25 protein-coding genes are annotated in these 23711 nt (G+C 53.8%); 11 read left to right on the plus strand and 14 right to left on the minus strand.

Features of this window, described 5'->3' with window-relative positions; genetic code table 11:
• Positions 1–30 precede the first annotated feature (30 nt).
• Positions 31–1002 (plus strand): SEL1-like repeat protein, encoded by a 972-nt coding sequence (locus YERSI8AC_RS00965; RefSeq protein ID WP_159175923.1) that lies wholly within the window; start codon positions 31–33, stop codon positions 1000–1002.
• Between the two features lie 353 nt (positions 1003–1355).
• Here the strand turns inward: YERSI8AC_RS00965 and YERSI8AC_RS00970 are convergent, their stop codons facing one another.
• Positions 1356–1787 (minus strand): DUF29 domain-containing protein, encoded by a 432-nt coding sequence (locus YERSI8AC_RS00970; protein ID WP_159175924.1) that lies wholly within the window; start codon positions 1785–1787, stop codon positions 1356–1358.
• An 898-nt stretch (positions 1788–2685) separates the two neighbouring features.
• On the opposite strand from YERSI8AC_RS00970, the gene YERSI8AC_RS00975 reads away from it, so the two are divergent.
• Positions 2686–3894: a DUF898 family protein gene (locus YERSI8AC_RS00975; protein ID WP_201304170.1), complete on the plus strand. Its 1209-nt coding sequence runs from the start codon at positions 2686–2688 to the stop codon at positions 3892–3894.
• A complete protein-coding gene (locus YERSI8AC_RS00980) occupies positions 3894–4997 on the plus strand; it encodes a M48 family metallopeptidase (protein ID WP_159175925.1) in 1104 nt (367 codons plus the stop codon). The genes YERSI8AC_RS00975 and YERSI8AC_RS00980 overlap by 1 nt, the downstream gene beginning before the upstream one ends.
• 42 nt (positions 4998–5039) lie before the next feature.
• On the opposite strand, the gene YERSI8AC_RS00985 is transcribed toward YERSI8AC_RS00980, so the two are convergent.
• Together YERSI8AC_RS00985 and YERSI8AC_RS00990 are read right to left on the minus strand one after the other, a co-directional pair.
• Complete coding sequence (locus tag YERSI8AC_RS00985) at positions 5040–5348, minus strand: hypothetical protein (RefSeq protein ID WP_159175926.1); 309 nt, start codon at positions 5346–5348, stop codon at positions 5040–5042.
• A gap of 66 nt (positions 5349–5414) precedes the next feature.
• A complete protein-coding gene (locus tag YERSI8AC_RS00990; protein ID WP_022520807.1) occupies positions 5415–6353 on the minus strand; it encodes an alpha/beta hydrolase in 939 nt (312 codons plus the stop codon).
• A 152-nt stretch (positions 6354–6505) separates the two neighbouring features.
• Here YERSI8AC_RS00990 and YERSI8AC_RS00995 point away from each other — a divergent pair, with 152 nt between their 5' ends.
• Entirely contained in the window at positions 6506–7534 is a 1029-nt protein-coding gene (locus tag YERSI8AC_RS00995) for an acyltransferase family protein (protein ID WP_159175927.1), read from the plus strand.
• Positions 7535–7595: 61 nt separating this feature from the next.
• Here the strand turns inward: YERSI8AC_RS00995 and YERSI8AC_RS01000 are convergent, their stop codons facing one another.
• Complete coding sequence (locus tag YERSI8AC_RS01000; protein ID WP_022520805.1) at positions 7596–8219, minus strand: hypothetical protein; 624 nt, start codon at positions 8217–8219, stop codon at positions 7596–7598.
• A gap of 533 nt (positions 8220–8752) precedes the next feature.
• Here YERSI8AC_RS01000 and glnA point away from each other — a divergent pair.
• Positions 8753–10159: a glutamate--ammonia ligase gene (gene glnA / locus YERSI8AC_RS01005; RefSeq protein WP_022520804.1), complete on the plus strand. Its 1407-nt coding sequence runs from the start codon at positions 8753–8755 to the stop codon at positions 10157–10159.
• A gap of 99 nt (positions 10160–10258) precedes the next feature.
• Here the strand turns inward: glnA and YERSI8AC_RS01010 are convergent, their stop codons facing one another.
• Positions 10259–10384: a hypothetical protein gene (locus YERSI8AC_RS01010; RefSeq protein WP_255200397.1), complete on the minus strand. Its 126-nt coding sequence runs from the start codon at positions 10382–10384 to the stop codon at positions 10259–10261.
• Between YERSI8AC_RS01010 and YERSI8AC_RS01015 the strand changes: the two genes are divergently transcribed.
• The 4 genes from YERSI8AC_RS01015 (at position 10334) to ntrC (ending at position 13438) form a co-directional block, all read left to right on the plus strand.
• Complete coding sequence (locus tag YERSI8AC_RS01015; RefSeq protein ID WP_223828040.1) at positions 10334–10486, plus strand: DUF4124 domain-containing protein; 153 nt, start codon at positions 10334–10336, stop codon at positions 10484–10486. The two genes, YERSI8AC_RS01010 and YERSI8AC_RS01015, sit on opposite strands and share 51 nt — an antisense overlap.
• On the plus strand, positions 10423–10707 hold the full coding sequence (locus YERSI8AC_RS01020; RefSeq protein ID WP_236557220.1) for a hypothetical protein: 285 nt from the start codon (positions 10423–10425) through the stop codon (positions 10705–10707). Before YERSI8AC_RS01015 ends, YERSI8AC_RS01020 begins: the two co-directional genes overlap by 64 nt.
• A 248-nt stretch (positions 10708–10955) precedes the next feature.
• Positions 10956–12014 (plus strand): nitrogen regulation protein NR(II), encoded by a 1059-nt coding sequence (gene glnL / locus YERSI8AC_RS01025; RefSeq protein WP_027958155.1) that lies wholly within the window; start codon positions 10956–10958, stop codon positions 12012–12014.
• Positions 12011–13438 (plus strand): nitrogen regulation protein NR(I), encoded by a 1428-nt coding sequence (gene ntrC / locus YERSI8AC_RS01030; protein WP_022520802.1) that lies wholly within the window; start codon positions 12011–12013, stop codon positions 13436–13438. The genes glnL and ntrC overlap by 4 nt, the downstream gene beginning before the upstream one ends.
• A 326-nt stretch (positions 13439–13764) precedes the next feature.
• On the opposite strand, the gene YERSI8AC_RS01035 is transcribed toward ntrC, so the two are convergent.
• From YERSI8AC_RS01035 to YERSI8AC_RS01055, 5 genes are all read right to left on the minus strand, one after another.
• Positions 13765–13938 (minus strand): DUF6435 family protein, encoded by a 174-nt coding sequence (locus YERSI8AC_RS01035; RefSeq protein WP_007111925.1) that lies wholly within the window; start codon positions 13936–13938, stop codon positions 13765–13767.
• 88 nt (positions 13939–14026) lie between these two features.
• Positions 14027–14554, minus strand: a complete 528-nt coding sequence (locus tag YERSI8AC_RS01040) for a YqiA/YcfP family alpha/beta fold hydrolase (protein WP_027958156.1) — start codon at positions 14552–14554, stop codon at positions 14027–14029.
• A gap of 5 nt (positions 14555–14559) precedes the next feature.
• A complete protein-coding gene (locus YERSI8AC_RS01045) occupies positions 14560–14691 on the minus strand; it encodes an entericidin A/B family lipoprotein (RefSeq protein WP_027958157.1) in 132 nt (43 codons plus the stop codon).
• Positions 14692–15656: 965 nt separating this feature from the next.
• Positions 15657–16196 (minus strand): phosphatase PAP2 family protein, encoded by a 540-nt coding sequence (locus YERSI8AC_RS01050; protein ID WP_022520798.1) that lies wholly within the window; start codon positions 16194–16196, stop codon positions 15657–15659.
• On the minus strand, positions 16159–17322 hold the full coding sequence (locus YERSI8AC_RS01055; protein ID WP_022520797.1) for a glycosyltransferase family 4 protein: 1164 nt from the start codon (positions 17320–17322) through the stop codon (positions 16159–16161). The genes YERSI8AC_RS01050 and YERSI8AC_RS01055 overlap by 38 nt, the downstream gene beginning before the upstream one ends.
• Positions 17323–17645: 323 nt before the next feature.
• Here YERSI8AC_RS01055 and YERSI8AC_RS01060 point away from each other — a divergent pair, with 323 nt between their 5' ends.
• Both YERSI8AC_RS01060 and YERSI8AC_RS01065 read left to right on the plus strand, forming a co-directional pair.
• Positions 17646–18650, plus strand: a complete 1005-nt coding sequence (locus YERSI8AC_RS01060) for a porin (RefSeq protein ID WP_022520796.1) — start codon at positions 17646–17648, stop codon at positions 18648–18650.
• Positions 18651–18958: 308 nt separating this feature from the next.
• Positions 18959–20668 (plus strand): bifunctional metallophosphatase/5'-nucleotidase, encoded by a 1710-nt coding sequence (locus YERSI8AC_RS01065; protein WP_159175928.1) that lies wholly within the window; start codon positions 18959–18961, stop codon positions 20666–20668.
• Between the two features lie 67 nt (positions 20669–20735).
• Here YERSI8AC_RS01065 and YERSI8AC_RS01070 read toward each other — a convergent pair whose 3' ends face one another.
• The 4 genes from YERSI8AC_RS01070 to YERSI8AC_RS01085 form a co-directional block, all read right to left on the minus strand.
• Positions 20736–21104 carry a DUF1428 domain-containing protein gene (locus YERSI8AC_RS01070; RefSeq protein ID WP_022520789.1) on the minus strand — a complete coding sequence of 123 codons (369 nt, stop codon included), beginning with the start codon at positions 21102–21104 and terminating at the stop codon, positions 20736–20738.
• 21 nt (positions 21105–21125) lie between these two features.
• Positions 21126–21488, minus strand: coding sequence for a YciI family protein (locus YERSI8AC_RS01075; RefSeq protein ID WP_138800156.1), 363 nt, complete (start codon positions 21486–21488; stop codon positions 21126–21128).
• Positions 21485–22330 carry a YciI family protein gene (locus tag YERSI8AC_RS01080; protein WP_138800157.1) on the minus strand — a complete coding sequence of 282 codons (846 nt, stop codon included), beginning with the start codon at positions 22328–22330 and terminating at the stop codon, positions 21485–21487. The genes YERSI8AC_RS01075 and YERSI8AC_RS01080 overlap by 4 nt, the downstream gene beginning before the upstream one ends.
• An 82-nt stretch (positions 22331–22412) precedes the next feature.
• Positions 22413–23642 (minus strand): RNA polymerase sigma factor, encoded by a 1230-nt coding sequence (locus YERSI8AC_RS01085; RefSeq protein ID WP_138800158.1) that lies wholly within the window; start codon positions 23640–23642, stop codon positions 22413–22415.
• Positions 23643–23711 lie beyond the last annotated feature (69 nt).

The following is a 23711-nucleotide window of genomic DNA, read 5'->3' on the forward strand; positions in this document are numbered from 1 at the left end:
AGGAGCATTCTTTAAAAGGAATTTCCACTTATGCACTCGTTGAATAAAGCCATTGTTCTCGCCGCCGCGATTACTCTGGCGCCTCCTATACTGGGTCAGCCAGTGAAGGCAGGAACCGAGGCCTATAACAATGGTGATTACGCCACCGCTCTGAAGTATTTGGAGCCGTTGGCTGAACAAGGCGATGCCGACGCGCAGTACACTCTTGGCGTCATGTACGACCTCGGCGAGGGAGTCACCCAGAACGCCTCAACAGCCGCCGAGTGGTACCGAAAAGCCGCCGAACAGGGCGATGCCGACGCGCAGCTAAGTCTTGGCCTCATGTATGAATACGGCGAAGGAGTTCCCCAGAGCACCTCAACGGCCGCTGAGTGGTATCGCTGGGCCGCTGAGCAGGGCAATGCCATCGCTCAAACCGATCTCGGCAGTATGTATGCCAACGGTGCGGGGGTCTCCCAGAACGCCTCAACGGCCGTTGAGTGGTATCGCCGGGCCGCCGAACAGGGAGAAGCCCGGGCGCAGTTCAATCTTGGCAATATGTATCGCACTGGCGAGGGAGTTACCCAGAACGCCTCAACAGCCGCCGAGTGGTACCGAAAAGCCGCTGAGCAGGGCGATGCTGATGCGCAGTACACTTTTGGCGTCATTGTTGACGCGCAGTACAACCTTGGGGTCATGTACGACCTCGGCGAGGGAGTCCCTCAAAACGCCTCAACGGCCGCCGAGTGGTACCGAAAAGCCGCCAAACAGGGACATGCTGACGCGCAGTACAACCTTGGGGTCAGCTACTACAATGGCGAAGGGGTAAGCCGTAATCCAGTCATGGCTAATGTGCTGAACAATCTTGCAGCGGCGCAAGGACATGAACAGGCTCACCAAAATCGTGAGGCCATTGCTAACGAACTTTCGCGTGAACAGCTCACTGAAGGACAACACATAGCGAGTGAGTGGCGTGCGAGAACACCGTTACCTACATTGAAAGATATCAGTACCTGGCCATAACAGTGATTCATCTGCTCGCCATTCCGAGCCGATTTTTCTTCCCAAAGAAATGCAAGATAATGTGCGTTGTGGGGACAGGGTAGATGGCTTTGCATTTTGTTTGATTTCAGAAATAGTCAGGTAGCTGTTGCTACTTGCATTGAAAATGCAGCAGATAATACCGCTCGGTGAGATTTTTAGGCCATATAGGATCTTTAATGCAGATTGCATTCACTGCAGGTACAACTGGTGCGTTGCCGCCCAAGCAGTTTTGGAGCTGGCTTCCCTTGGCACCGCTGCGCTAACGCTTACGCCGCGCTGCAAGTGATGTGCATTGGGCGAGCAATTGGTTAAGCCTGATTGGGTGATACAACTTAGTGCTCGTCAGGTTGAAACGTTACCGCTTCATCGAAACCGTACATACATTCCTCTGGAAAATCATGCAACTCGCTATCGGTCTCAATCGCTGCTGCGCGGCGTGCATCCTCATACGCTTGGTTCATCAATTCAGGTAGTGATGCTTTCAAGCTGGGGTTGTCGTTAAGCAGGCGGGTTGTTTTGGCTTGGGCATCAATGATGGTCAAACGCCAGCTACGTGAGCGTCGTTCGGGCTGGTGATCCCATTTAAGCAGGTGCATTAATAGGCGGGCCAGTTGGCTGACCAGCGCGCGGCGCTCGCTTTTGCCCATGCTCTCAATCTCCTCAGCGAGGTGCTCAAGATCAAGTTGTTCCAGTTTTCCCGCCCGCAGAAGCCCTGCTTGTTCAAGCGCCCAGGCGTAGGCGTCGTGTTCATAATGTACGGCCATAGTGATGCTCCTCTAAAACCGCTAAACCGCTTTATATCTGTTTAGTGTAAACGTAAGACGACAGCAGGCGACAATATTGAAGTGAATATAAGTCTACGGGAAGGCTTCTGTTTACTGGCGCTAAAGCGGGGTGCTGGGATAGTTTGCCTGCCGTTTTGTGTGGTGATGATCAATTTTACATTGCCGTCTAGGTAGCTTAAAACGGCGCTGCTGGGGAGCATGCAGGCATTATGTGATGCAGCTCAGGTAGCTCAGAAAGATGAAAAGCATCGGTGAAGAGATGGTCAACCGTTCGCTGCCGCACAGGCAGCTCAGAAAATACCCACCTCCTTTTGATTAGCGGTTAGTCGGTTAGCTGCCGCCCAGGCAGTATGGCTATAGATTTAAAGTATGTGCCCGTGGCACCGCTGCGCGGTGCTTTCGCGGGTGCGCTAACGCTTACGCCGCGCTACTCGAAATGTGCATGACCCCGGACTAGGTGGCAGAGTAGGTGTTGCCATATAGACCGTTCAGAAAGCATCGCCAGCGGCGTAAGCTTATTTAAGTGTGTGCCCGTGGCACCTCTGCGCGGTGCTTTCGCGGGTGCGCTAACGTACTCGAAATGTGCATGCCCCGGACTAGGTGGCAGAGTAGGTGTTGCCATATAGGCCGCTCAGAAAGCATGGCCAGCGGCATAAGCTTATTAAAGTGTGTGCTCGTGGCACCGCTGCGCTTGAGGCTTATCACGGCTACTCGGAATGTGCATGAACCGTCATAAGTGGCGAGAATTGAGTCCTTCTGCCGATTTCTGGTTATCTAATTGCAATTAATGGCAAAGCCTACTTAGTTTTTGTGCGGCGTTGAGATATACTTATTTAGCTAGACGTCAAATTAAGCTATATCACTAACGTTAAAAGACATGGATCTTTCCCGCATGGACACTCATCACTTAGCGTCTGAACCGAAAAGCGTTGCCGCTCGTCAAGAGCCCGATAGTCTCTCGCTTTTCTTTCTGGTTTTTAAGACCGGCTTACTCACTATCCTTACTTTGGGGATTTACCGTTTCTGGCAAACGACTCGCATCCGTCAGTATCTTTGGGGCTCTACAAGCGCCAATGATTCTGCCTTGGAGTACACGGGGACAGGGCTTGAAAAGTTTGTTGGCTTTCTCATTGCTTTGGTTATTCTGGCGGTGTATCTCGGCGTTCTCCAGATGCTGCTCTTCTACTTCGGCCTTTCAATGTTTAGCGTCTCGTCGAGTGCTACTAATCCAGCTGAACAAGCCCGTTATCTGGTTGTTGTGTATATACACATTCTTGCTGTTTTGCCTCTTCTTTTTTACGCCAGTTATCAAAAACGCCGATACATGATGAGTCGAACGCGGTGGTGCGGCATTCGTTTTAGTATGGAAAAAGGCGCTTGGGGCTATGTGATCCGTGCCATCGGTTACAGGTTGCTGACGGTCGTAACATTGGGTGCGCTGGCCCCACTGGCTACGTTCAAGTTAGAGCAGTATATGGCTGAGCGGAGTTACTATGGTGATGTTCGTATTAAGCAAGGTGGGTCTTGGCCGCGTCTTTACTCGTCGCTAACGCATTTGTTTATAGGCATCGTCATTCTGCTGGTAAGCGGAGGTGTTTTTGCTTGGGGTTATGACGGCTTGGCGTCAGCCATTCTTTTTGTTGGTAGCATTTGGGTGGCTATCGGTGTTGTGTATTACCAGGTTAAGAGTTTTGCTTATATGACTTCTCACAAGATGTTAGGCGAGAAGGTTAGCTTTAAGGCTGAGCCTAGAACGGGGGCTATTATCCGGATCTACTTAATTGCAGGTGTCGGGATGGGGGTGATGTCGTTATTTATAATAAGCGTTATGACGACCGTTTTTGATTTTGGTATTTCGTCAGTCACTTTTGCCCTCGTCGGTGGTGCGCTGAGCTATATCTTTTTATTTTTGCTGTTTCAGGCAATGAAGATGGTGATGATTACTCAGCCTATACTGGGTCATTATGTTCAGACATTCAGTATCATAAATCCCGAGCCTTTACATCAAATCCAGCAGCGTCAGGCAGATGATGCCGTTGGTGCTGAGGGCGTGGCTGATGCACTCGATGTCGCTGGCGCATTTTAATGTTGCAGGCGCAATTCTTTGACGGCGTGACGGCCTATCGTCATGAGGTGTGCATTTCGGTGTTAGATGACCAGCAGGCGCTGGTCATCCACGCAGAAACGCTAGCTGAACCTGCTCGCTGGGAACTCGCCGATCTTCGTGCTCTCCGTGATAGTTCGAGTACAAAACAGCTGACCTTGACCCGTTATGTCTCGTCTGTTGACGAGAGAGATCCTGCACGGCTTATTGTCACTGATAACGACTTTATTGCTTGGTTGCGTGCCACACAGCCTGATCTTTTCCGCCGTGATGTCCGTAAAAGAACCTGGTTGCGCATGGCAGGATGGGGAGCGGGCGCGGTGGCGGCCATTGCGCTGATGCTTTTCGTTATTTTGCCGGGCATGGCCAATATCCTGGCTCAGGCCATTCCTATCGAGCGCGAAGTTGCGTTTGGTAAAGCCGTTACCCAGCAAATCGAATGGGTGCTAAGTAGTTCAAACGCAGGCATGCAGCGCTGCGATTCTCCTGAGGGGGTGGCGGCGCTAGATACGATGCTGGAGAGGTTGACTGCAGGGCGTGATATGCACTACGCCATAGACATTCAGGTTTTCGGTCATTCTGAAGTCAATGCGTTTGCCGCTCCCGGCGGGCAGGTGGTTATCCTGAATGCATTGCTGGAAGAGGCTGAGTCCCCCGAAGAGGTGGCGGGGGTACTGGCTCATGAAATTGGCCATGTGGAGCGGCGAGACCCAATGCGGCAAGCATTACGGGCGGCGGGGGCAGCGGGGCTGCTTAGCATGGTTTTTGGCGATCTTGCGGGTGCCGCGGTGGTGGGTGAGCATTTGCTTACTGCTTCTTATAGCCGGGAGGCTGAAGTCGAAGCAGACCGTTTTGCTCTCGAAATGCTCGCTACGGCGGAAGTTGATGCGGCTGGGTTTGCAAACTTTTTTACGCGGATCGAGGGGCTGGAGGACGGTGATATTGCTACCCCCGAGCATTTATCTACACACCCTGATTCCAGCTGGCGCGGTACCCAGGCCCAGCAATTAGCTGAAAGCCAAGGCGGTACTACTGCGATTCTAACGCCAGCTGAATGGGCGGCCTTGCAAGCGATCTGCGATTAAAGGCTGTTAACGCTGTATCGAGAACCGCGCCACTCTTCATGCTTATGTTTCGTCGTCTCCCCATTTTTCCATCGCGCGTTTGTCGTCGGGTACCCGGACGATGTGGCCGACTTCCAGCTTGTTGTGGCTTTGGTGGCGGCCGCCGTGGGTATCGATGATCGCGGCTACTTCGCCGATGCTGACGGCGTCATCTTCTCGGTAGGCTTCTACTTTGACGCGCACCATGGCGCCTTGGTAGCGGGCGGAAATAATATCGCCTGGGTCGGGTTGGCTGCTTTGATCCGGGTGTTTTTTAAAGTACTGCATAACACTGGCGTTGCCGGGTTCATCCCATTCGATATGCTGATGCATCGCTGTCTTCCTTGCCTTGTTGAGTGGCGTGATATGTGTTGTTTCAGTGTAGTGCCTTCAACGGGGTTATGTATCCTCTGGGCTGTTTTCTTGTCCCACGTATTGAAAGAGAAAGTTTAGCGCTGCCGGTAGGCTGGCGCGCCATACTTTCCATGTATGGCCACCGGGGTAGAGGTCGAGGCGCACATCGTTGGGCTGGATGCGTTCCATGGCTTGACGCAGTATGCGGGCGTGAAATTCAGCATCATAAACGTCGCTACGCCCGGCGCTGATATACAGCGGTACGGGGGAAAGGTCGCCCTCATCTTCGGTACCGCGAGGGGTTACGCGCAGGCGATACTCTTCCAAATAGTTGGTGTAGTTAAGGTTTTGCCACAGCTCGCGATCAAATCGGCCCTGGTCATTGATAAATGAGGGGTGGCGCCAGGCGGTGGAGTTACGCGGCGGCAGGGGGACGTAGCTGGCGGGGCTTAGCGCGGCTACCGCGGCAAACAGTTCAGGCCGTTCCAGGGCAAAGTTGAGTGCGCCGTAACCGCCAGCGGAATAGCCTGCCACGCCACGCAGGTGGCGCTCTTGTCCCACGCGATAGGTTGCTTCCACATGTGGCATTAGGTCGTTAAAAAATGCGCTGCGGGCGGGTTCGTTGTGGCCATCTACCCACCAACTGCGACTGCCGGGCATAATGAAAACGGCCGGAGGAATATGCCCGGCAGCGATTAACCTATCCGCCACCTGCTGCAAGTTGCCGCGAGAAACCCAGTCGCGGTCAGTGTTAAATGAGCCGTGCAGCATATAAACGACCGGATACGCGTCTGTCGCTTGGGCGTCATAATTGTCGGGTAAATAAATACTGTAGGGGTAGTCGTAACCTAGCGTGGGCGAGAAAAACTGATGGTGTTCAACCTCGCTGGCTAAGCTATGGCCACTGAACGTTAGCCAGCCAATAAATGCCGTAAGTAGGGCGTGAAATCGGTACGAGAATACTGGTGGCTTGGGGATGAACACGTTTCCTCCGGGAATTAAAACTGTTCAATGGGGTCGGACAGCGCGAAGGCTTTTATTGTTCATCATAGCCATATAAGACAGTCAGTTAGCATAGTCATTCATCATCGCCATGCAAAATGCCAGGGTAGGAGTAGGTCGAGGCGGGAGGCCCAATGCGCAAAATTGAAGAGATCTATTGGTTGCGTGCTTACGGCTGTATAGCCGTTTTTTTGTTTCACTTACTAGATCATGTCAATCAGCGCCTCGATAACGTTGCCACCGATTTGATGCGCATACCGCTGGTGTTGGGTACCCCGATTTTCCTGTTTATTGCGGTCTTTGTGTTTGCCGTTCGCTACGATAAATCCGTGCCGGAAGGGTTCCTTGCCCAGCGCGTGAAGTATGTAATGGTGCCCTATTTTGTGTATGGCTTTATTTATTCGACGGCTGAATGGCTAAGCCAACAGCCATCGGATGAACCGGTGGGGTTCGTGGCCAACGCCATTGAGTATTATGTGTACGCGGGCTGGCATGGCTATTTTTTGATTATTGCGATGCAGTTTTATGTGGCCTATTGGCTGTTTACCCGTTGGCAGCTGTGGCGTTTGAACCCGGTGCCGTGGCTGTGGGGCGCTTGTGTGATCAGCATGGCGTATTGGGGGTTGGCTTACTGGTTTGAGGTTGACCTGCCCGGCTATCTGCTGTGGATTGCTCCACTGGGTTGGATCTATGTGTTTTTTCTTGCCCTGGTGCTGGTGCGCTACTACCCGCTACCCCCTGAGAGCGTGATGCTGGCGCGGCCTGCCTGGATGCAGCAAATGGCCCGCCCGGTCTGGTTGGTGCTAATGGTGGCGCTGATTATTGCCGCGACCTTTGCAGGTTGGCTGGCCTTCTCTTCCAAAGAGGTGTGGGTCATTCCTTTCTTCGTGCTGTTCACGCTGTGTGCCATGCGCTACTTGGCCGGGCGTTCTGCGCCTTTGTGGGTGCGCCACATTAATGCGTATTCGTTTGGCATTTACTTGGCTCACCCCATGTTCTTTGTGCTCGCTGATCTGGCTGTCGAGCCGTTGTCGTTGCCCATTGGCGTGTATGCACTGGCGCTTATGGCGGTTGGTGTGGTGGGGTCAGTGGGGCTTAATAAGCTCGCCAATACCACGACACTGGGCGCCATGCTGTTCGGCAAGCGATTAAAGGTAAGTTAGTCAGAGAGTGGCGGTGGATGGTATCTGTGGATGATATCGGTAGATAGCGGCAGAAAACGCATTATGGGCGTGGAGTGAAAGCCGTAACCGGGGCGTTAGCCAGAAAAGGGTTTTCTGGCTCTTTCGTTAGTCTAAGCAGGTTTCCGTTGTAGGTTTTTAAACGCGTAGGGCAGGCGTGTAAACGTTGCAGAAAATCGTCGATCGCGCTGTTATCGTCCAGCTCAGGGTCAAACCCACCCAAGCGCTCTAGCCAGGCTCGCCTCACGGCAATGTAGGGCGGCAAAAGTAAAGCACTGGCCAATAAGCGCCGCAGGATGCGTTCCGACAGCGATGGCCGGGTGAGGCCAATAATCAAGGCGTCAAGGGTGTAAGTGTTGAGCTGTGAATAGAGGGCACACCAAAGCTCCGCAGGCAGTGGTTTTTTCTGCAGCGCAATGATGAGCCACTCTGCTTGGCTGGTAAACGCGGCTTTATTCAAGCGAGCCCCCAGCGGCCTTGATGGTGTAATCAGCGAATGAGCATGGTAGCGCTGTTCAATAGCACTCAGGCGTGCTTGCGCTTGAGTGGCTGTCACCAAAATGGGCAGCAAGTGGTCGGCGACACCGGATTCACGTATGGATTTTAAGTGGCGTGGCAACATTTCACCCGTCACCATGGCATCAACGATAAAGCAGACCGATCCCATTTGCCGACTCCGATTGTGAGCAAATCTATCAAATTGTAATTTATTGTAGTAGCTGGTTTATTTGCGTAGCAAGTAAAAAAATTTGCGAGCTAAAAAACAGCGCCAAGTATGACTTGTGCACTTTTATGGGGCGTGCGGCATTATTTTTGTTCTATTTTGGTGCATAAGAGGTTTTTTAGACGGTTCAGAATAGCCTGTTGCGCCGTTATGCGTCATCAAGAGGCATTCGAAGCCATTTTTTAATGTTTATAAAACAGATAGTTGTTGTTTTTTTATGCCATATTGGTGCAGTGTTGGCATGTTCTCTGCATTGTATTTGCAAGCGGCTAGCGGGCCGTAGGCATAAGCCCTGCGGCGTGCTAAAACGATAGCCGGTCTGAAATGCTCGCTGAGCGATTTGTTAACCAATGTCAGGCAAACGTTGAGCGAACAAGAATGACAAACGTGCGGTTTAGCACGTATTTTGTCGAACAACACTTTTATCGGTAGCTTACTGTCGTTAGCTTTAAGCCACGCTCATACCGGAGGACACTATGTCAGCCAAGACTCTCGCGCTAATTGAAGAACACGATGTTAAATGGGTAGATCTGCGTTTCACCGACACTCGCGGTAAAGAACAGCACGTGACCGTGCCTGCGCGCGATGTAGACGAAGAATTCTTCGAGAATGGCCAAATGTTCGATGGTTCTTCTATTGAAGGTTGGAAGGGCATTAACGAATCCGACATGATTCTGCGCCCGGAAGATGGTACGGGCTACCTTGACCCCTTCACCGAAGATGCGACGCTGGTGCTGCGCTGTGACATCATCGAGCCGGCCACTATGCAAGGCTATGATCGTGACCCGCGCTCTATCGCTAAGCGCGCAGAAGCTTACCTGCAGTCTACTGGCCTGGGCGACACCGCGTTCTTCGGCCCTGAGCCTGAATTCTTTATCTTTGACGAAGTGCATTGGAAGTCTGATATCCAGGGCTCCATGTACAAAATCACTTCCGACGAAGGCGCCTGGGCAACCGACAGTGTCGTTGAAGGCGGCAACCTTGGCCACCGCCCGCGCGTTAAAGGCGGCTACTTCCCGGTTCCTCCGGTCGATAGCTTCCACGATATTCGTGGCGCAATGTGTAATACCCTGGAAGCGATTGGTCAGACCGTCGAGGTACACCACCACGAGGTTTCCAACGCAGGTCAGAACGAAATCGGCGTTAAGTTCAACACGCTGGTGAAGAAAGCTGACGAAGTTCAGGAAATGAAGTACGTGATCCACAACGTGGCCCACGCGTATGGCAAAACGGCCACCTTTATGCCGAAGCCGCTGGTCGGTGATAACGGTTCGGGTATGCACGTTCACCAGTCGTTCTGGAAAGATGGCAACAACCAGTTCGCCGGTGACGAGTACGCTGGTCTGTCTGAAATGGCGCTTTTCTACATCGGCGGCATCATCAAGCACGCCCGTGCCCTGAACGCCTTTACTAACGCTTCTACCAACTCGTACAAGCGTCTGGTGCCTGGCTTTGAAGCGCCGGTCATGCTGGCCTACAGTGCCCGCAACCGTTCGGCTTCAATCCGTATTCCTTACACCGCCAGCCCGAAAGGCAAGCGTGTGGAAGCGCGCTTCCCTGATCCGACTGCCAACCCTTACCTGGCGTTCTCTGCCATGTTGATGGCGGGTATCGACGGTATCAAAAACAAGATCCACCCTGGCGATGCCATGGACAAAAACCTGTACGACCTGCCGCCAGAAGAAGGCAAGTCAGTACCGACTGTGGCGCACAGCCTGGATCAAGCACTGGAAGCCCTCGACGCTGACCGTGCGTTCTTGACCGAAGGTGGCGTGTTCACCGACGAAATGATCGATGCCTACATTGACCTCAAGATGGAAGAAGTGGAGCGTATTCGTATGACCACTCACCCCATCGAGTTTGATATGTACTATAGCTGTTAAGTACAGCTGCGAATCAGTGTTACTCGCCCTTGGCTGTTACTATCAGCCAGGCGGTGGTAACAATGATTGCCAATAGAACCCCGCTACGGCGGGGTTTTTTTATTGCTGGGAGGCTGAGAAGCGTGCCAGAGGGGCGATGAGCAGTGTGCTGGTAGCTCTCTTGGGCGTGGGGGAGTGGGTGGCACGGCGTTCGGGCAGGCGGTGTATCGGGTGACCGATCAGCACGGCAACGTTACCTTTACCGATAACCCAAGCAGCCCTTTATGCCCTGCGACCACTTTTCCATCGCTCTGCCCCAGCAAGGCGCACAGGTGGAAGAGGGGATGACCGTGGTGGAGGTGGTTATTGCGCCACCGTTGCGCGACGACCATCAGGTACGGCTGTTGGTGAATGGCGAGATTAGCCAGAAAGCGCTGCACAGCGATGTCTTCTGGTTAACGGGCCTGCCGCAAGGGGGCACGAGATCCAGGCAGAATGCTGGAGAGCAGCCAGCGTTTACAGCACCGCACGGCAGCGGTGACGATTACGGTTCCTTAAGAGCGCTTTAATAAACGCGATCAAAAAAACAGCCCTAAGTATTACCTACCAAAACCTGGGTGCACTAAAGTGGTGCATGAGCAGGAGCATTTGGCACGGCAAGTGCGCTAAAACGATTCGCGCTCTTTCGCTGCGATGCCCGCAAGCCGTGCAAATGGACATAAACGTACAGTTGGCGCGCTTTTTGCAGCTCCCTCATTGATCATCCACCTGTAGGTCTGTATCGGCGATGGAAGACGCGATTTTTCAGGACACCACCATGCATCAGCGTTTGCTTGAGCATCTCACCACAGCGGTATTGCTGCTAGACGGCGAACTGCGTGTGCGATGGATGAACCCTGCCGCTGAAGCGTTGTTAGCGGTCAGCCTTAGCCGTGTTCACGGCATCAGCCTGGATACGCTACTTGGCGGGGATGTAAGCATTGACGAAGTATTGGCCAAGGCGCGGGATGCGTTTCACCCCTATACCCAGCGTGAAGCACGCATTACCCCGTTGAATAGCGAACCGCTCACGGTGGACTACACGGTGACGCCCTTATCCGACGATGAGCTGCTACTGGAAGTAGAGCCGCGGGATCGGCTGATGCAGATCTCCCGGGAAGAGGCGCTAACCACACGCCAGGAGACCATCAAGGTGCTCGCCCGCGGGCTTGCCCATGAAGTCAAAAACCCGCTGGGTGGCATTCGCGGGGCAGCACAGCTACTAGAGCGTGATCTAGACGACCCGGCGCTGCGCGAATATACCCATATCATTGTTGAAGAGGTGGATCGGCTGCGCGACCTGGTCGACTCCATGCTCGGCCCTAACCGGATGCTTAAACACGAGCCAGTCAACATCCACAAGGTGCTGGAGCGAGTGCGGGCGCTGCTGATTGCCGAACACCCTAGTGTGACAATCAGCCGTGATTACGACCCCAGCTTGCCCGATCTTTCCGGCGATGAATCGCAAATGATTCAGGCGGTGCTCAATGTGGCGCGCAATGCGGTACAGGCCATGAGCGATGCACAAACGCCGGAGCCCACTTTAATACTACGCACCCGTGCCCGTCGCCAGTTTACGCTTGGCGCCGAACGTCACCGGCTGGTCAGTGAAGTCGCCGTGATCGATAACGGCCCCGGTATTCCCGATACGCTGCAGGAAACACTGTTTTACCCCATGGTGTCGGGACGCGCGGAAGGCAGCGGCCTTGGGCTCTCTATTGCCCAGTCGATTTTGCACCAACATCAAGGATTGATTGAATGCGATTCACGTCCTGGACACACCGAATTTCGTTTACTGATTCCCATGGTTATTAATTTCACCGGAGAAGCGTCATGACTGAGGCTGCACGTAATGATGTTGCGCGGGTGGTCATTGTCGATGATGACCGCGCTATCCGCTGGGTGTTGGAGCGCGCCTTGGCGCAACCCGACCTTGACGTTGAGTGTATCGAGCGCGCCGACGTTGCCCTGACACGTTTGTTGGAAAATCCACCCGACGTGCTGGTCACCGATATTCGTATGCCGGGTATCGATGGGCTGGATCTAATGTCCCGGGTACGCGAAGCGCATCCTGACCTGCCGGTGATCGTGATGACCGCGCACTCCGACCTGGACAGCGCCGTGGCCTCGTATCAGGGCGGGGCATTTGAATACCTGCCCAAGCCGTTCGATGTTGACGAGGCCCTGGCGCTGGTACGTCGCGCCGTGGCTCACGCCCGTGAACGCCAGCGTCCGGTGACCGTGCCGGAAGGCTTGAACGCCGAAATTATCGGTGAAGCGCCCGCCATGCAGGAGGTGTTCCGTGCCATTGGTCGCCTCTCGCACTCCCACATCACAGTGTTGATTAATGGGGAGTCGGGAACCGGCAAAGAGCGCGTTGCCCAGGCACTCCATCAGCATAGCCCTCGTGCGGGCAAGCCGTTTATTGCCCTCAATATGGCGGCGATTCCCCGTGATTTGATTGAGTCTGAGCTGTTTGGTCACGAGAAGGGGGCTTTTACCGGGGCGACCCAGCAGCGCCAGGGGCGGTTTGAGCAAGCCAACGGCGGTACGCTATTTTTAGACGAAATAGGCGATATGCCCGCTGAAACCCAAACGCGGCTACTGCGCGTGCTGGCCGATGGAGAGTTCTATCGCGTTGGCGGGCATACGCCGGTCAAAGTGGATGTGCGCATTATTGCTGCCACCCACCAAAACTTAGAAGTGTTGGTGGATGACGGCCGCTTCCGGGAGGATTTGTTCCACCGCCTGAACGTGATCCGTATTCACCTGCCCAAGCTTGCCGAGCGCCGCGAAGATATCCCTCGTTTAACGCGGCACTTTTTAGCTGAAGCGGCGAAAGAGCTGACGACCGATATCAAGGTGCTGACCAGCGAAGCGGAAGCCCACCTAACGCGTTTGCCGTGGCCCGGCAACGTGCGGCAGTTAGAAAATATCTGCCGTTGGCTCACCGTGATGGCATCAGGGCGTGAGATTCTGGTTGAAGATCTACCGCCGGAGCTGCGTTCACCCAGCGCTTCTGAAAGCAGCGCCCACGGCGATTGGCGCACGGCGTTTCGTGACTGGGCGGATCATGCCCTGGCCGAAGGCCATACCCATCTACTGGAAGAAGCGGTGCCCGATTTTGAGCGGATTCTGATTGAGACAGCGCTAAAACATACCGGCGGGCGCAAAGGTGAAGCCGCCGAGCTGCTGGGCTGGGGGCGCAATACGCTCACGCGTAAACTGAAAACACTGCTACCGGCACTCGCTGACGAGTAAACGTTAGGAGCCTGTCTGGCTTAACACTGATCTACTGCGAATCCCGGTATTTTGGCCAACTTTATTCGATCGATTTCGTTAAATAGCACGCTATTCGCCTCAATCGATCGATAAATTTGGCTCAAAATTCGTGCTTCTCGCGACGATCGGCCAAGCCAGACAGGCTCCTAGTCGCCAGCGAGTATATATACCGCATCGGCTAGGGTGGTGGGGTTGGGAAAAGTGCAGTCGCTACTGGTGAGTGGCTGCTCATCCTGCCACCACTACCCTGGGCTTGGGTAGGCTGCCGAAGTGACGCTGGGCAGCAACAGCGTTGTCTATGGCAGTTATTGTGTCGCTTCAATGCGCCTGATTTCGGCAAGTAACGCTTCTGCTTCTTCAGTAAGTGTGGCATTGGCACGCATATCGCCATTGCGTGAAGCCTCCATGGCGGCTTGTAGTTTGCGCTCATACTCTTGTTGAAGCTTCTTTTTGGGGTCACGCTTAAACATACCTAACATGAGCAATCTCCTCGCTATCAATGTCTCTTGTACACTATTTGTATAGGATTGAAGTGCTCGTGTCGAATGTTTGCTTTAACTAGCCTTGCTAATCGTAGTGATTAGGCGTGGCGCACTGGCATAAGAAGCGCTCAAAATCACATAAAATAGTCTCCAGGCTCGCGTGCAGGCGGTGATCGTCGTCAACCATCCGCAGCGATAGGCGCTGAAGACGAGCACGTTCGATCACCGGTTCAGGGGCAACCACATCATCCCGCCAGCCATGAATAATATGGCTGTGCTGCGCCTGAATAACCGGTGACGTTTCCGGGTAGTCGGCAAGTCCCAATGCAGGCGCCAGCAGAAAGCAGCCCAACACCGGCTGCTGAGCGCTAACCGCCGCGCTTAGCCAACCCCCCAAGCTGGAGCCTGCCAGTACACACTGGGCAGGATCATCTCCGCGCTCGGCTAATACTCTCAGAAGGTATTCAAGGCGCTGCTGTGGTTCTGCTATGCCTCGATAATCCATGACCACCGGCTCACAGTCATCCAGCTTTTGCGCAACACCTTTCATTGCCTGGGTTTTCAGTGCGCCTGGCCCGCTCTCAAGGCCATGGGATAGATAAACGGTCATCATAACGGTTAGCTCGCTGCACGCTGGATAGCTTCGCCACCCTGTTGAAGGTCTTCACCCGCACCGCGAATGGTATTACAGCCACTGACCAGCATCAGGGTCACCACCATCACGAAGCCGAGGGCGATAGTGCGTTTCATAAAAGCCTCCTTCGAAGGCATACCGCTAGTGAAAGGAGTAGAAAGCAAAAATACCCTCTGTCGTGACGATACGCTACGGTTTTCAATACGTTTAAACACAAGGAAGCATAGCAGTGTGCCTCGAAACCGTATGTTTATGTCGCATGTGCCACTTCTATACATGAAAAATAGAGGTGGAGAGTGCTTTGTCATTCACTTTTTATTGTTTTAAGTAGTTGTTTTTTAATGTTTATATTCGTTATTGGCATGGTTTGGCTCATTGCCTGCAGTTACTAAGTAGAATCCAGCAAGAAACCAAGTAAATACTCGCAAATGAATAAAGTAAGTCATTTTTAAATTCAGTCACTTAACGCTAGTCGAGTTAACATTTTTCACCAGTAACTGAGTGAGTGGGCTAACAGCAAAATGGAAGGCAGGAAGCCGAAAAACGAACAGGATGTTTAAGGGACAATTAGCCCACTCACTGGTTGCAGCGTAAGGAGGCGCTGTTCATCAAACCAGGGAGCGGACCGATGCGAATCAACCATCTCATGCAAGTGAGGTGGTTTTTTCGCATGTGTGATTTAAATAATCATTTGATAGATAAGTACTTTCTATAAGGCTCTGGTTTTTGCACAGCTTTTGTACAGAAAAAAGTGTGATTTTGGTCTATCCTTCGATGAAACCAAAATGCAGCGGTTAGAAAACGTCAACGTAACGACCGCGCACGATCAGGGACAAGATTATGGCGATGGCATTGATGTTATGCATGTTTGTTTTGTTCTTAGGGTTTTCAGGCGTGGGCGTGTATATGATGTTTAAGACATCGTTTACGGCCAGTATTGATGAACGCGATGACATGCCGCCCGACGTTTAACTATCTGCCTTGAAAGTAAAACGCCCGCTTATGCGGGCGTTTTTGCGCTGGTGTCTATCACGCGGCTGTCCATCAAAGGGTTGTCCATTGGGGGGGGACAGGACGCGCTTTACCCCATCCAATACAGGCTGGCCAAGGCAAAAGCGTAGCCCATCGCTGCCCCTGCCAGTACATCGCTGACATAGTGCAGCCCTAAGCCTACCCGTGAGACCGCTATTAGAAGCGTTAATGGCAATACCACCGGTAGTAGCCAGGGCGTGTGGGCGGCGACCAAGACGCTAAACATCACCGCGTGCATGGTGTGGCCGCTGGGAAAACTGTAACGGTCGCGGGCAGGTTCACAGCACTCGATGCCTTCACTATAGGTAATGAAGGGTCGCTCACGGCATAAGCGAGTTTTCACCAGTCGATAAACCGCCACGGCAAATAGAGCGATAACGCTGTACTGCAGTACGCGCCAGGCGCCATTGGGTTGAAGCCAGGGCTGGGCGAGAATCAGCAGCACCCAAATAGGCCAATCGCCTAAGCGGCTGGCGGCCTGAAGCGTGATTCGCCAGGGGCGGTAGATCGATAGCCGCGCAATGCGCTGGCAGAACTGCCACTCCAGCAGGTCAAGACGATCGAATACGACAAGCGGACGCGGGCGCATGATGAGCCTCCTGGGCTTGGTGTAAGTAACGCAAAAACTGCTCGGCAATACCTGTCCAACTCTGCTCAAGGGCGCGTAAACGCGCTACTCGGCCTAAACGAGCGTAGTCAGCTGGGTGTTGGCACAACTCAACTGCTGCCTGTTGAAAAGCGGTGCTATTGCCAGCGGGTACGGTGACACCGTTGTGGCCGCTGCTAATGAGCTCAGCGCTGGCTGCATGATCATAGGCCACCACGGCTAAGCCGCTGGCCATGGCTTCCGCCACCACATTGCCCCAGGTTTCTGAAAGCGAGGGGAAAATAAACAGGTCGGCGCTGGCATAGTGGCGAGCAAGCGATCCCTGCCCCACGAAGCCGGTGAAATGGGCATCGGGCAGCGCCTTTTCCAATTGTGCCCGTGCGGGGCCATCGCCGACGATCACTTGGGCGATATCGGGCCGCACCTCACGCATGGCTTGAAGGCTTTCATGGAGCAAGGTGAGATTTTTTTCTGCGGCTAGTCGGCCAACGTAAAGGGCCACCGGCTGATGCTCGCTAACTCCCCAGCGTTCGCGTAATGAAGGGTCACGGTGGGCAGGTGAAAAGCGCTCGCCATCCAGCCCGCGTGACAGCACATGAACCCCCCGAATCCCTTGGCGCTGCAGTGCTTTAGCCTGCTGATGAGTAGGCACTAACGTCAGATCACAGCCGTTATGGAAGTAGCGCAGGTAGCGGCGTGTGGTCGAGGCCAGCCAATTGACGCCATAATCTTCACAGTAGTGGTCAAAGTTGGTGTGCCAGCCCGCTACCAGGGGGATATTGAGTTGCCGTGCCGCTTGGCGTGCCGCCCAGCCGAGAGGGCCTTGGGTCGCTACATAGATGATATCGGGGCGATGTTGGCGCCAAAAGCGGCGCAGTGTAACGGGCCTAACCAGCCCTACCTGCACATCGGTGTAGCCAGGTAGGGCAAGGCGCTGCACCTGTAGCTCGCGGTTAATACCGGTTGCATTACCCGCAGATCGTGGCCGAGGGCGGATCACATCCACCGGCACTCCTTGCCGGTTAAGTTCATAGCTTAACCGGCTCAGTGTATGGGCAACGCCATTGATGTCCGGTGACCATGTCTCACTAACGATGCAGAGCCGCATGAGCGATTCATCCCTTTATCACGTTTTCGTTCAGTGTGGGTGGGGTGAATGACACTGCCGAGACAAACAGGTGAATAAGTGATGACACGCTTAAATAAATAGGCTAGTAGACAAAGTGCTACAGCCATCTGTTCTAATATCAGTTCAATGTTAAATTTGGATGGCAGTTTTATTTAATAGCGCATAAAAAAATAAGTTCCCAAAAAATAAAACTTTAAGATTAATGAAACATAACTCCTTTAAGGTTCCCTGTGTTGAGGCGTTATTCGTCCTTCATTGTGCCTTCGCAAGCGCAAGCATTAACTACTTCAATGGGAACGATCATGTTTAAAAAAACGACACTGGCCCTAGCCGTTAGCGGTTTATTGGCAGCCTCTGCAGCACAAGCAGCAACCGTTTATGACCAAGACGGTACCGATCTCGAAATCTATGGTCGCATCGCTATGGGTCTTGAAGGCGGTGGTGTTGACAACGGTGTTGATAACGGCGAAGAGTTCCGTAATTTCGGCTCGCGTTTACGGATTACCGCTGGCCACCAGATTTCCTCTGACCTGCGTGCATTCGCCCGTGTAGAGTGGCGTTTTACGGGTGATGAGCGTAATACATCCTCTGGTTTCGATGAGGTACGTAACAGCTACCTAGGCCTGGAAAGCCAGCAGTTCGGTACCTTTATGGCCGGGAACTACAACAGTTTCTACGATAACTACGTGATGACGCCGTTCGATGTTTACGTTGAGCGCGGCTACGAGTTTGCGGGTGGTGGTACCCAGGCACGCGGCGACTCTATTGGCTATAAAACGCCTAAAATGAGTGGTTTTCAGGCGGTTATTTCTGCCAAGCACTTCTCTGAGCGTGGTTTGACTGAAGCCGAGCAGACTTCCGAAGGATCCGTTATCGCCACTCAGGGTGGTGTTGTCTACGAAACAGGCCCAGCTCGTTTAGCGCTTGGCTATGTGGAAGATACGGTACGTGGTGGCGGTAACGGTGAAGTGCGTTATGGCGCTACGGGCGAGTTTGCTGTTACAGATGCTTTCGCTGCTCGTGTAGGTTATGAAACCCGCGGTGATGACGATGTTAACGGTGGTGGTTTCGATAAAATCGGCGTTGGTGCTACGTACGCCATCGATTCCTGGAAGTTCTTCGCCGATTACTACAACATCGACGTAGACGGCGCTAGCGATGAGCGTAACGCTTGGGCGCTAGGGTCAATGTACAAGCTGTCTAGCAATTTCGATATGTTCCTTGAGCTGAACGATCGTAACCTGGATGCTGTTAATGACTTCGAAGAAGATATGTACTACGCATTAGGCGCTCGCTATCACTTCTAATTAATAGAGTGATGTTAGCGGTAGTGTTGCATTAGTTTTTTGCATTAGTTCTTTAGCTTTTAGTTAGCTCGCATGTTTCGATCTTTACCGGTGTGGATAACTCCACACCGGTTTTTAGCGTTTTTATATTTTATGCTTTACTTGCCTGCCTTCAAAGAGGCGCTCTTTTTCTCGGTGAGTTATTTCTCTCAATATAAATTTAGGGAGAGGGGGGTAAGGCAATACTTTTACCATGGAGACGAAATGTCGCTGGTAGGCTATCTTTGCTGCTAAAGTGTCTGAACACTGTTATGAAAGGAGTCATTTAAATGCGTTTTCACCGCTATGGCTTGGCGCTAGGGACAGCGCTATTTGCCACCGTTCCTCCTGCCTTTGCTGATAACTACACCCTGACGCTATTTCACACCAACGATCTACATGGGCGTACCGATCAGTACCCCTATCTAATTACCACGCTGAACGAGGCGCAGGAGCGCTTTGGCGAAGGGTTGCTGCTGGATGCCGGTGATATCTTTACAGGCACGCTCTACTTCACAGAGTTTCAAGGCCAGGATGCCCTCGAATTTATGAATTTAATGGGCTACGACGCCTTTGTGCCCGGCAACCATGAGTTCGATTTGGGTGACCCGGAACAGGGGCACCAAGCGCTAGCGGCGTTTTTCGCAGGCGCCGAGTTTCCTATTTTAGGGGCGAATCTGGACTTCTCCGCAGGCCCGGAGTTTGCTGACATGTTGGGTGATTCAGTCAGCGCTGAGCCGCAGGCGGGGACGCTTTATGACGGTATGATCGTTGAGCATAACGGCGAGCCAATCGGTATCTTTGGGTTAAGCACTCAGGACAGTGAGACGATTTCCAGCCCTGGCCACGTCACCATCAGCGATTATCGCCAAGCGGCTGAAGCCATGGTGGCAAGCCTTGAAGAGCAGGGCGTTAACAAGATTATTGCCCTTACCCACTTGGGCTACGACAGTGACCCCAGCGTAGGTAATGACCTGCTGCTGGCAGAGCATGTCGAAGGCATCGACATTATTATTGGTGGTCACAGCCATACCCAAGTGTCGCCCCCCAGGCTGCTGAGCGAGAGCCGCGCTGGTGAGAAGCTCCTATCACCGACGGTGATTGGCCAGGCAGGCGAGTATGGCCAGCATCTGGGCGTTATGCAGGTCACCTTCGACGAAAACGGCGTGGTGGTGGATGCCAGCGGTGAACTGCTCGCTGCCGACGATCGGGAAGCGGACGCTGATGCCGCCAAGCGGCTTGAATCCTACACCGCAGAGATTGAGACACTGCGGGATACCCAGGTCGGCGCCAAGGTAATCTCCACGCTACCCAACCCGCGCCACGGGCGTGGCGATGAACGGAGCGTGCGTGCCAATGAAACAGCGCTGGGCAATTTAATCGCCGATGCCCAGTTGCATGCTGCGCAGCAGGTGGCGCCCGACACGGTTATGGCGATTCAGAATAGCGGCGGCATCCGTGAAGCGATTGAGAGTGGTGATGTGTCTGTGGGTGATTTGATCGCCGTGCAGCCATTTGGCAATCGCCTGACGCTGCTTGATGTCACCGGCGCCGAGCTGCTGGAAACCTTCGAGATCGCCCTGGCTAATGCACCCGGCGAAGACGGCGGTTTTCTGCAGGTGTCGGCAGGCGTAGAGTTAATATACGACAGCGGTGAGCCGTCGGGCGAGCGGGTGGTTAGCCTAAGCGTTGCCCAGGAAGGCGCAATGCAGGCGATTGACCCCGAGCGTACTTACACCATCGCCACCAATAACTTTACCGCTGCTGGCGGCGACGGTCATACGGTACTTGGCGCTGCCTATGAAGATGGGCGCAACACCATCGCCACCAATAACTTTACCGCTGCTGGCGGCGACGGTCATACGGTACTTGGCGCTGCCTATGAAGATGGGCGCAACACCATCGTCGGCAATACGGATTGGGAGATGCTGCGCGACTATATGGTGGAACGTAAAGAGGTGTTCTACCAGGTGGAAGGGCGGATTACTGATGTAGTTTAAGAAGATGTGGTACCAGAGGATGTGGCCCAGGAAGCGTCGTAGTGAGTTCCGGGCCACGGGTAGCACTTTACTCATCAATGATGCTTTCAAAGCCGCCAAAGATGAGCCGCTTGCCATCAAAGGGCATCGGGTTAACGTCCATCTGCAAGCGCGGGTCTTGCATGACTTTCGGCATGGCCTCATCGCGCACGCTGCGCGATGGCCACTCTATCCAGGAAAAGATGATGCTTTCGTCATCCTTGCGCTTGACCGCCATGGTGAAGGAGGTCACTTCCCCTTCGGGGACATCGTCTCCCCAGCACTCCACGACCCGCAGTGCGCCGTGTTCCTTGAAAACAACGGCCGCGGCACGGGCATGCTCAATAAACTCATCTTTATTAGCGCTGGGCACAGCAGCGACGAAACCATCTACATAAGGGTGTGTAAGCTTGCTCATGGCTGTTCTCCTATTACTGTTTTATTCTGCTTTAGGGGGGAGTTCTCGAACGGGGCGTACCTCAATGCTGCCCAGCCGGGCGGGTGGAATACGGCTAGCCAGCTGCAGCGCCTCATTCAAGTCGTGGGCTTCGAGCAGGTAGAAACCGGCCAACTGCTCCTTGGTTTCCGCAAAGGGACCATCGGAGATTAACGTCTCGCCATCGCGCACACGCACGGTGGTGGCGGTCTCCGTCGGTTGTAATGGCTGCCCGGCCAGGTAGTGGCCGCTGGCGCTCAGGCGCTCAACCCCAGCAATGCATTCTTGGTTGAGGTCGTGCCACGCCTGTTCGCTCATGGCGTTGATAATCTGTTCTTGGTAATAGACCAGCGCAACGTACTTCATGGGGAGTCTCCTTCTGTGGCCAAGGGGCAGTTGTCTGACGGAACGTTTACCATCCAGCCGACGCCAAAACGATCTACCGTCATGCCGAACCCTGGTGACCAGAAGGTCGCTTCGAACGGCATGACAATCTTTCCACCCTCCGCTAGCTGAGCAAAGGTTCGTGCGGCCTGCTCGATATCCTGATACTCCAATTGAACCTCTATCCCTTGCGGTGGTGTATAGCAGTCAGCCGCCATATCGGCGCCCATTAAGCGACGGCCACGTAGGTTCAACGAAGCATGGATAATGCGGTCATGGAGAGCAGGCGGCATGTGTTCAGCGGCGGGTGTGTCAGCATAGGTCAACAGGCACTCCAAATGCCCTCCGGTGACATCGGCATAGAACTGCATGGCTTCCCGGCAGGTGCCGGGAAAGGCAACGTGCACGTTCATGGCATCCGGTATACGAGCAAGGTTACGGTGCTGCTCAATTCCGGCGCCGGGCTCAAAATCCTCCAGCGAGAAGTAGCGCCGTAGCTCAAGGGTCACGTTGCCATCGGCATCTTGGGTGGGCCACTGTTGGGCCCACTCAATGGCCGCCTGCAGAGAGGGGGCTTCGAGCACGCTATAACCGGCAATACGCTCACTGGCTGGAGACAAAGGCCCGGGGATGATGGTGGGCTCACCGTTTTTGAAACGGATCAGGCACCCTTCGCTGGTCGGATGTAAGCCATCGCCGTTCAAAAACACGCCAGCCTCGATCATTCGCTGGTTATAAGCAGCCATGGCGGCAAGCATCTCCTGGGATGGCATAGCGCCATTCTCGGTGTTGGCATCGGCACGGCGTATCAGCATGAATTTCATTGAGAGCCTCCTGGTTGGTCAGGGTAGTGACTCTCTGTAGTCGTTTGGCGTCGTCTTGAATCGACATAGCCTAAGCATTTTTTTATGGGGAATTTTCGAGTTCTGCCAATCGCCTGTTCAAAAAGCGTTTTTCTGGATCCAGGGTGACCAATAGTAGCGCCTGTTGATAGGCGCTGCGCGCGGCCTCATGCTGGCCTTGGCGACGCAGTAAATCCGCTTTTGCGGCATGAAATAGATAATAGCGGTTGATTTGTGGGTGATGAGCGATGTCGTCGAGTAACTTCAGGCCGGTATCGGGTGCACCATTCATGGCAATGGCGACCGCACGGTTCAGCGCCAGAATCGGCGATGGAAAACGTCGGCAGAGAGCATCGTAGAGTCTGACGATACGCCCCCAGTCTGTTTGCTCGGCGTGGCTAGCCTGGGCGTGTACGGCGGCAATCGACGCCTGAAGGGTGTAGTACCCGGTGGGGGTGAGCGCCAGTGCCTGTTCTAGCCACGTTATTCCGACCTGGATATCCTCTTGGCGCCATAGGCGTCTGTCCTGAGCATCCAGGGTTACCAGCTCACCGTCGCTATCCTGGCGCGCATCCCGGCGGGCATCATTAAGCAGCATCAAAGCCATCAGCCCAAATACTTCCCCCTGGGGCAGTAGCCGCGCCAGCTCATTACCCAGTCGCATGGCTTCTTTTGTTAGGCTGATATCGACCACGCTGGCGCCCGTGCTGCGCGAGTAGCCTTCGTTGAAGACCAGATAGATGACTTGGAGCACATCGGGTAAACGCTCGGGCAGCTCTTCCTGGGTAGGCACGGCATAAGGGATATGCGCATCGCGAATTTTGCGTTTGGCTCGTACGATACGCTGTGCCAGCGTCGTAGGCTTCATCAGTAGCGCGCTGGCTACTTGCTCAGTGGTCAAACCGCACATCTCGCGAAGCGTCAGGGCAATCCGTGCTTCCATGCTCAAACTTGGGTGGCAGCAGGTGAATAGCAGCCGCAAGGCGTCATCTTCGATGGTGGTGGGCTCAAGATCCAGCGCTTCATCTGTGGGTAATAGCAAGTGAGCCCGACGGCGAGCAGTACTGCGTTGGCGAATTTGGTCTATTCCGCAGTGGTAGCCGGTGCGAATTAGCCATGCCGTGGGGTTGTCAGGTTTGCCGTTAACCGGCCACTGTTGAACCGCCGCCACAAAGGCATCCTGCATGGCTTCTTCGGCTAGTTCAAAATCCCCCAGCAGGCGTATCAGCGTCGCCTGCACGCGCCGGGAGTGCTCACGATACAGGTCATCGACGTATGAAGGTTCAGTACTCATCAAGGGAGATCCGTAAGCTTTATCTCAAACGTAGCGCATGGTTTCTCCGTTGACTTGTTTTTCTTGTTT

Source organism: Halomonas sp. 113 (genome assembly GCF_904067645.1).
Classification (GTDB): Bacteria; Pseudomonadota; Gammaproteobacteria; order Pseudomonadales; family Halomonadaceae; genus Vreelandella; species Vreelandella titanicae.

Bases quoted from the DNA above. Each gene is read 5' to 3' on its own strand.
- YERSI8AC_RS00965 (WP_159175923.1), top strand. From the start codon at position 31: ATGCACTCGTTGAATAAAGCCATTGTTCTCGCCGCCGCGATTACTCTG.
- YERSI8AC_RS00970 (WP_159175924.1), bottom strand. From the start codon at position 1,787: ATGGCCGTACATTATGAACACGACGCCTACGCCTGGGCGCTTGAACAA.
- YERSI8AC_RS00975 (WP_201304170.1), top strand. From the start codon at position 2,686: ATGGATCTTTCCCGCATGGACACTCATCACTTAGCGTCTGAACCGAAA.
- YERSI8AC_RS00980 (WP_159175925.1), top strand. From the start codon at position 3,894: ATGTTGCAGGCGCAATTCTTTGACGGCGTGACGGCCTATCGTCATGAG.
- YERSI8AC_RS00985 (WP_159175926.1), bottom strand. From the start codon at position 5,348: ATGCATCAGCATATCGAATGGGATGAACCCGGCAACGCCAGTGTTATG.
- YERSI8AC_RS00995 (WP_159175927.1), top strand. From the start codon at position 6,506: ATGCGCAAAATTGAAGAGATCTATTGGTTGCGTGCTTACGGCTGTATA.
- YERSI8AC_RS01000 (WP_022520805.1), bottom strand. From the start codon at position 8,219: ATGGGATCGGTCTGCTTTATCGTTGATGCCATGGTGACGGGTGAAATG.
- glnA (WP_022520804.1), top strand. From the start codon at position 8,753: ATGTCAGCCAAGACTCTCGCGCTAATTGAAGAACACGATGTTAAATGG.
- YERSI8AC_RS01020 (WP_236557220.1), top strand. From the start codon at position 10,423: ATGCCCTGCGACCACTTTTCCATCGCTCTGCCCCAGCAAGGCGCACAG.
- glnL (WP_027958155.1), top strand. From the start codon at position 10,956: ATGCATCAGCGTTTGCTTGAGCATCTCACCACAGCGGTATTGCTGCTA.
- ntrC (WP_022520802.1), top strand. From the start codon at position 12,011: ATGACTGAGGCTGCACGTAATGATGTTGCGCGGGTGGTCATTGTCGAT.
- YERSI8AC_RS01035 (WP_007111925.1), bottom strand. From the start codon at position 13,938: ATGTTAGGTATGTTTAAGCGTGACCCCAAAAAGAAGCTTCAACAAGAG.
- YERSI8AC_RS01040 (WP_027958156.1), bottom strand. From the start codon at position 14,554: ATGATGACCGTTTATCTATCCCATGGCCTTGAGAGCGGGCCAGGCGCA.
- YERSI8AC_RS01045 (WP_027958157.1), bottom strand. From the start codon at position 14,691: ATGAAACGCACTATCGCCCTCGGCTTCGTGATGGTGGTGACCCTGATG.
- YERSI8AC_RS01050 (WP_022520798.1), bottom strand. From the start codon at position 16,196: ATGCGCCCGCGTCCGCTTGTCGTATTCGATCGTCTTGACCTGCTGGAG.
- YERSI8AC_RS01055 (WP_022520797.1), bottom strand. From the start codon at position 17,322: ATGCGGCTCTGCATCGTTAGTGAGACATGGTCACCGGACATCAATGGC.
- YERSI8AC_RS01060 (WP_022520796.1), top strand. From the start codon at position 17,646: ATGTTTAAAAAAACGACACTGGCCCTAGCCGTTAGCGGTTTATTGGCA.
- YERSI8AC_RS01065 (WP_159175928.1), top strand. From the start codon at position 18,959: ATGCGTTTTCACCGCTATGGCTTGGCGCTAGGGACAGCGCTATTTGCC.
- YERSI8AC_RS01070 (WP_022520789.1), bottom strand. From the start codon at position 21,104: ATGAGCAAGCTTACACACCCTTATGTAGATGGTTTCGTCGCTGCTGTG.
- YERSI8AC_RS01075 (WP_138800156.1), bottom strand. From the start codon at position 21,488: ATGAAGTACGTTGCGCTGGTCTATTACCAAGAACAGATTATCAACGCC.
- YERSI8AC_RS01080 (WP_138800157.1), bottom strand. From the start codon at position 22,330: ATGAAATTCATGCTGATACGCCGTGCCGATGCCAACACCGAGAATGGC.
- YERSI8AC_RS01085 (WP_138800158.1), bottom strand. From the start codon at position 23,642: ATGAGTACTGAACCTTCATACGTCGATGACCTGTATCGTGAGCACTCC.